Below are 6,957 nucleotides of genomic sequence, written 5' to 3' on the forward strand. Positions count from 1 at the left end.
GCGAGGAGGGACCATGGCGGCATCGAAGACCCTCGGCGAGAGGCTGCGCGAGCGGGGCGTGTCGCGCCGCGGCTTCCTGAAGTACTGTGCGGCGACGGCCTCGCTGATGGCCCTGCCGCCGAGCATGGCGCCGGCCATCGCCGCGGCGCTGGAGCGGGCGCGGCGCCCGTCGGTGATCTGGCTGTCGTTCCAGGAGTGCACCGGCTGCACCGAATCGCTGACGCGCAGCTTCTCGCCGACGATCGAGGATCTGATCCTCGACGTCGTCTCGCTCGACTACCACCACACCCTCCAGGCCGCCTCGGGCGAGGCCGCCGAGCGGGCGCGCGAGGAGGCGATGCGCGCGCACTGGGGCGAGTACCTGCTGGTCGTCGACGGGTCGTTGCCGGGGCCGCGGGCCAACCCGGGCTACTCGACGATCGCCGGCATCTCCAATCTCCAGATGCTCGAGGAGGCCCTCGCCGGGGCCGCGGCCGTGATCGCGATCGGCACCTGTGCCGCCTTCGGTGGCCTGCCGCAGGCCCGGCCCAACCCGACCGGCGCCGTCTCGGTCTCCGACATCGTCACCGACAAGCCGGTCATCAATGTCCCCGGCTGCCCGCCGGTGCCGATGGTCATCACGGGCGTGCTCGCCCAGTACCTGGTCTTCGGCCAGTTGCCGGAGCTCGATGAGTACCGCCGCCCGCGGGCCTTCTACGGCCAGGCGATCCACGACCGCTGCTACCGCCGGCCGTTCTACGACAAGGGGCTCTTCGCCGAGACCTTCGACGACGAAGGCGCGCGCGCCGGCTGGTGCCTCTACCGGCTCGGCTGCAAGGGGCCGAGCACCTACAACGCCTGCGCGACCATGCGCTGGAACGGCGGTACGAGCTGGCCGGTCGAGGCCGGCGCCCCTTGCCTCGGCTGTTCCGAGGCGAGTTTCTGGGATGCCGGCGGCTTCTACCGGGCGCTCTCGGTGCCGGCCGAGATCGACGGGGCGCGGATCCTGGCCGCCGGGGCGGTCGGTGCCGTCGTCGGTGGTGCCGCGGTCGCCCTGACGCGGCGGCGGGTGCGCGCCGGGGAGCAGGCGCGCGAGCCGGTCACGGTCGACGAGCTGGAGCAGCGGCAATGAGCGATCCGATGGCATTCCTGCTGTGGGTGAAGGGACCCATGTTCAATTGGGCGCTGGCGATCTTCGCGCTCGGGACCCTCGCGCGGCTCCTGGAGATCTTTCTGCTCGGGCGTCGGCCGAACTACGCCGAGCCGCGCGGTGGCGAGTGGGGGCCGGGGCTGCGCACGGTCCTGACCCGCTCGGTGGCCGATCCGGGGACCTTCCAACGGGCGCCGTTCGACGTCCTCGTCGGCTGGATTTGGCACGTGGGCTTCCTGATCGCGCTGCTCCTGTTCATCCCGCACATCGAGTTGATCCAGGCCCTGATCGGCCTCGGCTGGCCTGGGCTGCCGAACCCGGTCGTCGACGCGGCGACGGCGGTGACCCTGGTCGCGCTGGTCGCGACCCTGATCCACCGGCTGCGCCACCCGGTCAAGCGGCACCTGAGCACGGCCGAGGACTACCTGATCTGGACCGTGACCTTCCTGCCGCTGATCACCGGTTATCTCGCCTATCACCGGCTGATCGGGCCCTATCCGCTGGCGCTCGGGCTGCACATCCTCGCCGCCGAGATCTTTCTGATCGTGCTGCCCTTCACCAAGCTCACGCACATCTTCACGGCCTTCATCGCCCGCTGGTACAACGGCGCCATCTTCGGTCGCAAGGGGGTCCAGTCATGAGCGAGCCGTCCATCGAGCGCGGCCTCCAGGCATTGCGCGCCGAGATCGACGCCCCGGTCGCCGCCTTCTTCTCGAGCTGCGTGCACTGCGGCCTCTGCGCCCAGGCCTGTCCCTTCTATCTGGAGACCGGCGATCCGAAGTACACACCGGTCCTGAAGCTCGAGCCGTTGCGCCGCGTCTGGGAGCGGGAGTTCACGCTGTGGGGCCGTATCAAGGCGGGGCTCGGGCTGTCGCCGAAGGTCACGGATGCGCTGCTCGCCGAGTGGGAGGAGCTCCTCTACGACTCCTGCACCATGTGCGGGCGCTGCTCGCTGGTCTGTCCGGTCGGCAACGACCTCCAGTACATGATCCGCAAGGCGCGCGAGGGCATGGTCGCCTCGGGCCACGCCCCGGAGGGTCTGATCGGCGCCGCGGTGCGGGCCGTGCAGACGGGTAGCCCGATGGGGCTCCAGTGGAAGACCCTCGAGGTCCAGATCCGGCATGTCGAGTCGAGCACCGGCCTCACGGTGCCGGTCGACGTGCCCGATGTCGAGTACCTGGTGCTCCTCTCGTCGATGGAGATCATCAACTTCCCCGAGTACCTGGAGGCGATCGCGCGGATCTTCGACCACGCCGGGGTCGGCTGGACCCTGAGCACCGACTGCTTCGAGGCGACCAATGCCGGCGTCCAGATCGGCTCGAAGGACATCGCCGCGACCCTGGTGCAACGCATCGTCGATGCCGCCGTGAAGCTGCGCGTGAAGAACGTCATCAGCCCCGAGTGCGGCCATGCCTACACGGCGGTGCGCTGGGAGGGGCCGAACCTGATCGGGCGGCCCTATCCGTTCCACGTCTATCACATCATCGAGGTGCTCGATGCGCTGCGCGCCGCCGGGCGCCTCCGTACCGAGGGCAAGGAGACCGATCGCCTGTCGCTGCACGACCCCTGCAACCTGGCGCGCAAGAGCGGCGTCATCCAGGAGCAGCGCAACCTGATGGACCTGGTGGCCGAGAACTTCGTCGACTTGGAGGAGCACGGCCGCTACCAATGGTGCTGCGGCGCCGGCGGCGGGGTCAGTTCCAACGAGCGCGCCGATGCGCTGCGGCGGGCCGCCTTCAAGCGCAAGAAGGCCCAGATCGAGGCCGTCGAGCCGGAGCGGATGGTGACCATGTGCGCGACCTGCCGGACCCAGCTCGAGGAGGGCCTGGAGGAGTTCAACATGGACATCCCGGTCGTCGGCCTGACCGAGATGCTGGCCGAGCACCTGGTCGAGAAGTAGCCGCGGCCGCGAGCGACAGCCCGAGAGACAGCCCCAGAGAAAGCCGGGGGCCGCGCCGCCGGGCGCGGTCCCGCGCCGGAGAGCCATCGCCATGACCGAACGCGTCGTCGTCGACCCCATCACCCGCATCGAGGGCCACCTGCGCATCGAGGCCGAGCTCTCGGGCGATACCATCATCGGGGCCTACTCCTCGGGCACCATGGTGCGCGGCATCGAGACCATCCTGCGCGGGCGCGACCCGCGCGACGCCTGGGCCTTCACGCAGCGCATCTGTGGGGTCTGTACGCTGGTGCACGGCATCGCGGCGGTGCGCGCCGTCGAGGATGCGCTCGGCTACGAGATCCCGGCCAACGCGCAGCTGATCCGCAACCTGATGATCGGCGCCCAGTTCGTGCACGATCACGTGATGCACTTCTATCACCTGCATGCCCTCGACTGGGTCGACATCGTCTCGGCCTTGCAGGCGGACCCCAAGCAGACCTCGGCGCTGGCCCAGTCGATCAGCGACTATCCGAAGAGCTCGCCCGGGTATTTCGCCGACGTGCAGCGGCGCCTCAAGGGCTTCGTCGAGGGCGGGCAGCTCGGGATCTTCGCCAACGGCTATTGGGGCCATCCGGCCTACCGGCTGCCGGCCGAGGCCAACCTGATGGCGGTCGCCCACTACCTGGAGGCGCTCGCCTGGCAGCGCGACGCGGCGCGACTGCTGACCATCTTCGGCGGCAAGAACCCGCACCCGAACTTCGTCGTCGGCGGCGTGACCTCGCCGATCGACCTCGACTCGGACTCTGCGCTCAACGCCAAGCGCCTCGCCCAGGTGCGCACCATCATCGACGGGATGCAGACCTTCGTCGACCAGGTCTATCTGCCCGATACGCTCGCGATCGCCGGCTTCTACAAGGACTGGGCCGAGCGCGGCGAGGGGCTCGGCAACTTCCTCTGCTACGGCGACCTGCCCGCCGGGGCGGCGCTCGACCCGGCGACCTTCCTGTTTCCGCGCGGCGTCATCCTCGATCGGGACCTGTCGCGGCTTCACGACGTCGATCTGCACGCCGACGACGAGATCCAGGAGTTCATCGCCCATTCCTGGTACGACTACAGCGCCGGCAACGACCAGGGGCTGCACCCCTACGACGGCGAGACCAACCTGAGCTACGACGCCCGTGGCGGCGTCGCGCCCCCGTATCGTCAGCTCGACGTCGCGCAGGGGTATTCATGGCTCAAGTCGCCGCGCTGGAAGGGCCGCTCGGTCGAGGTCGGGCCGCTGGCCCGCGTCCTGATGCTCTACGCGAGCGGCCACGAGCAGACGCGCGGGTTGGTGGACTCGGCGCTCGCGCGGCTCGACCTGCCGGTCGAGGCCCTGTTCTCGACCCTTGGGCGCACGGCGGCGCGCACGCTGGAGACCAAGGTCATCGCCGATGCCCTGGACGGCTGGTACGACGCCCTGATCGGCAACGTCCGCGCCGGCGAACTCGCGACCTTCAACGACCGGCTCTGGGAGCCGGCGACCTGGCCACGCGAGGCCCGCGGGGCCGGCTTCATGGAGGCGCCGCGCGGGGCGCTCGGTCACTGGATCGTCATCGAGGATGGGCGCATCGCCAACTACCAGGCCGTGGTCCCCTCGACCTGGAACGCCGGGCCGCGCGATCCTGACGGGGTGCCCGGTGCGTACGAGGCGGCCTTGCAGGACAACACGCAGCTCGTCGATGCGCAGCAGCCGCTGGAGATCCTGCGCACGATCCACTCGTTCGACCCCTGCATCGCCTGCGCCGTCCACCTGAGCGATCCGCACACCGGCGAGTCGATCGACATCCGGGTGACCTGAAGGTCAAGGTGTCAGTGTGGGGGCCGTGCCGTCGGCGACCGGGACGCCGTTCGGGGCCGTCTGGCGAGGCACGGGCGGCGGTCGAGGAAGGGATTGGAGAAACGGGAGAAAGGGCGGAGCGTCCCTGCTCGCGGGATGGCCGCCGCGCCTGCGCGCGGCGGCCCCAATCGGGCCATTCTGCGATGGCTGGGGGCTTTCGATCTGAGGACGGGTCAGATACGAAAGCACGAGCGTCGATCCGCCGCGACGATCCGTCGCCTGGGTCGGCCGACGTTGTCCTCCTCGTGCAAACCGCGGGGGCACTGTCGGTGCCCCACTCTTGCCTGCCGCCTTACGCCTCCAGGGCGAACTTGCCCAGGCGCTCGCGCCAGCCCGGGAAGAGCTGATCGGCATCGTTCGGGAAGGAGGCGAAGGCGCGGGCGAACTCCTTGTGCTCCTTGGCGAACTCGATCGGGTCGGCGCCGCTCTTCCAGCACTCGTAGGCCTGACGCAGCGACCGGGCGCCGGCCGCTGGCGAGTCCAAGTGGCCGTAGGAGCCGCCGCCGGCGGTGTTGATCACGTTGCCGTGGCCGAGGTTCTTGAAGAAGCCCGGCAGGCGCAACGCGTTCATACCACCCGAGATGATCGGCGTCGTCGGCTTCATGCCGTACCACTCCTGATAGTAGATCGGGCCTTCGCAGGCGTCGCGCTCCATCATGTAGGCGATGACGCGGTCGTCGGCGTCGCCCTCCATCTTGCCGTAGCCCATGGTGCCGACGTGGATGCCCGAGGCGCCCTGGAGCCGGGCCATCTTGGCCAGCACGAAGGCCGTGTAGCCGCGCTTGGAGCTCGGCGAGGTCACGGCGCCGTGACCGGCGCGGTGGTAGTGCAGGTACTGATCCGGATACTGGCGGCGGGCGGTCGTGACCATGCCCGGGCCGCCGACATAGCCGTCGACGAGGAACGCGAGCTTGTCGGCATCGGGACCGAAGGTCTCCAGCGCGAAGTCGGCGCGCGCGCACATCTCGAAGTGGTCGTCGGCGGTGATGTTCATCGAGAAGAGCTTGGCCTCGCCGGTCTCGTCCATCGCGCGCTTCATCGCGTCGTAGACCAGCGGCATGACCTGCTTCACCGGGGCGAAGACCTGGTTGCCCTGCGGTTCGTCGTTCTTGATGAAGTCGCCACCCAGCCAGAACTGGTAGGCGGCCTCGGCGAAGGGCTCGGGGCGCAGGCCGAGCTTCGGCTTGATGATGGTGCCGGCGATGTAGCCGCCGTCCTGGACCGGGCGGCCGAGGATGCGCCACAGGTCGGCGATGCCTTTCGACGGGCCGTCGAAGAGCTGGATCGCGCGCGGCGGCACCCAGAAGTCGACCATCTTGGCATATTCGATGTCGCCCATGCCCTGGTTGTTGCCGATGGTCAGGGTCAGGAAGGACACCATCATCATCCGCCCATCGATCATGTTGCGATCGAAGAGATCCAGCGGGTAGGCGATGCGCATCTCCTCGCGCGCCTCGTCGACGTAGTAGACGAGCGCGTCGACGCCCTTCGTGAAGTCGTCGGTGGTGCAGACCTCGACGTTGGTGCCGGTCGAGGACTCGGCGGCGAAGTGGGCGGCGGCCTCCAGATAGCCGTAGCCGGCCTTGGGCTTCATCCGGTAGGCGCACAGGATGTGCTTGCCTCCGTCGATCAGGTCGATCTCTTTCAGGGTCAGGTCGGCGTAACGTGCAGACTGGTCGAGAGCCATCCGATTTTCCTCGAAGGTTGCTGGGGCGGTAGGCCCCCGGATTTGGTAGAGCCGGCGATGTCGGCCCGGGGGCGGGCCGTGGCGCCATCGATTTCCAGGCAGTTTAGAAGGAATTATTATATAAATACAATCTTAATATTTTATTATGTTCATAATCATCCCTTATGTATTCGGCCGGATTCGGTCCTCGGGACCGACGACGATCGTGCGGTCGAGCGCGTGCCGTTGGGAAGGCGAAGGCGGGCCGTCGTTGCGGGTGCCGATGCCCGTGCGCGACGGCTGCGTGCGGCGTCGTCCGGGGGGCCGGCCTGCTGACGGGGGCGGTGAGGGACGGCCGCCGCACGCGGCGACGGCCGGGGCGGCCCGAGGGCCGCCCCGGC

Annotated in this window: 5 protein-coding genes; 4 read left to right on the plus strand and 1 reads right to left on the minus strand. The window is 68.9% G+C overall.

The annotated features are described in order from the left end of the window. The first annotated feature begins 13 nt into the window (after nt 1-13). The 4 genes from CKO41_RS03645 (at nt 14) to CKO41_RS03660 (ending at nt 4,851) form a co-directional block, all read left to right on the plus strand. Complete coding sequence (locus CKO41_RS03645) at nt 14-1,111, plus strand: hydrogenase small subunit (RefSeq protein WP_200381298.1); 1,098 nt, start codon at nt 14-16, stop codon at nt 1,109-1,111. Then, the gene (locus CKO41_RS03650; RefSeq protein ID WP_200381299.1) at nt 1,108-1,770 is read left to right on the plus strand and encodes a hypothetical protein; all 663 of its coding nucleotides are present in this window, start codon (nt 1,108-1,110) and stop codon (nt 1,768-1,770) included. Before CKO41_RS03645 ends, CKO41_RS03650 begins: the two co-directional genes overlap by 4 nt. Then, nucleotides 1,767-3,029, plus strand: a complete 1,263-nt coding sequence (locus CKO41_RS03655) for a (Fe-S)-binding protein (protein WP_200381300.1) — start codon at nt 1,767-1,769, stop codon at nt 3,027-3,029. Before CKO41_RS03650 ends, CKO41_RS03655 begins: the two co-directional genes overlap by 4 nt. Nucleotides 3,030-3,120: 91 nt before the next feature. Beyond that, on the plus strand, nt 3,121-4,851 hold the full coding sequence (locus CKO41_RS03660; RefSeq protein ID WP_200381301.1) for a nickel-dependent hydrogenase large subunit: 1,731 nt from the start codon (nt 3,121-3,123) through the stop codon (nt 4,849-4,851). 331 nt (nt 4,852-5,182) lie between these two features. On the opposite strand, the gene CKO41_RS03665 is transcribed toward CKO41_RS03660, so the two are convergent. Continuing rightward, nucleotides 5,183-6,577 carry a ribulose-bisphosphate carboxylase gene (locus CKO41_RS03665; RefSeq protein ID WP_200253588.1) on the minus strand — a complete coding sequence of 465 codons (1,395 nt, stop codon included), beginning with the start codon at nt 6,575-6,577 and terminating at the stop codon, nt 5,183-5,185. Nucleotides 6,578-6,957 lie beyond the last annotated feature (380 nt).

It is taken from the genome of Thiococcus pfennigii, assembly GCF_016583835.1.
Classification (GTDB): domain Bacteria; phylum Pseudomonadota; class Gammaproteobacteria; order Chromatiales; family Chromatiaceae; genus Thiococcus; species Thiococcus pfennigii.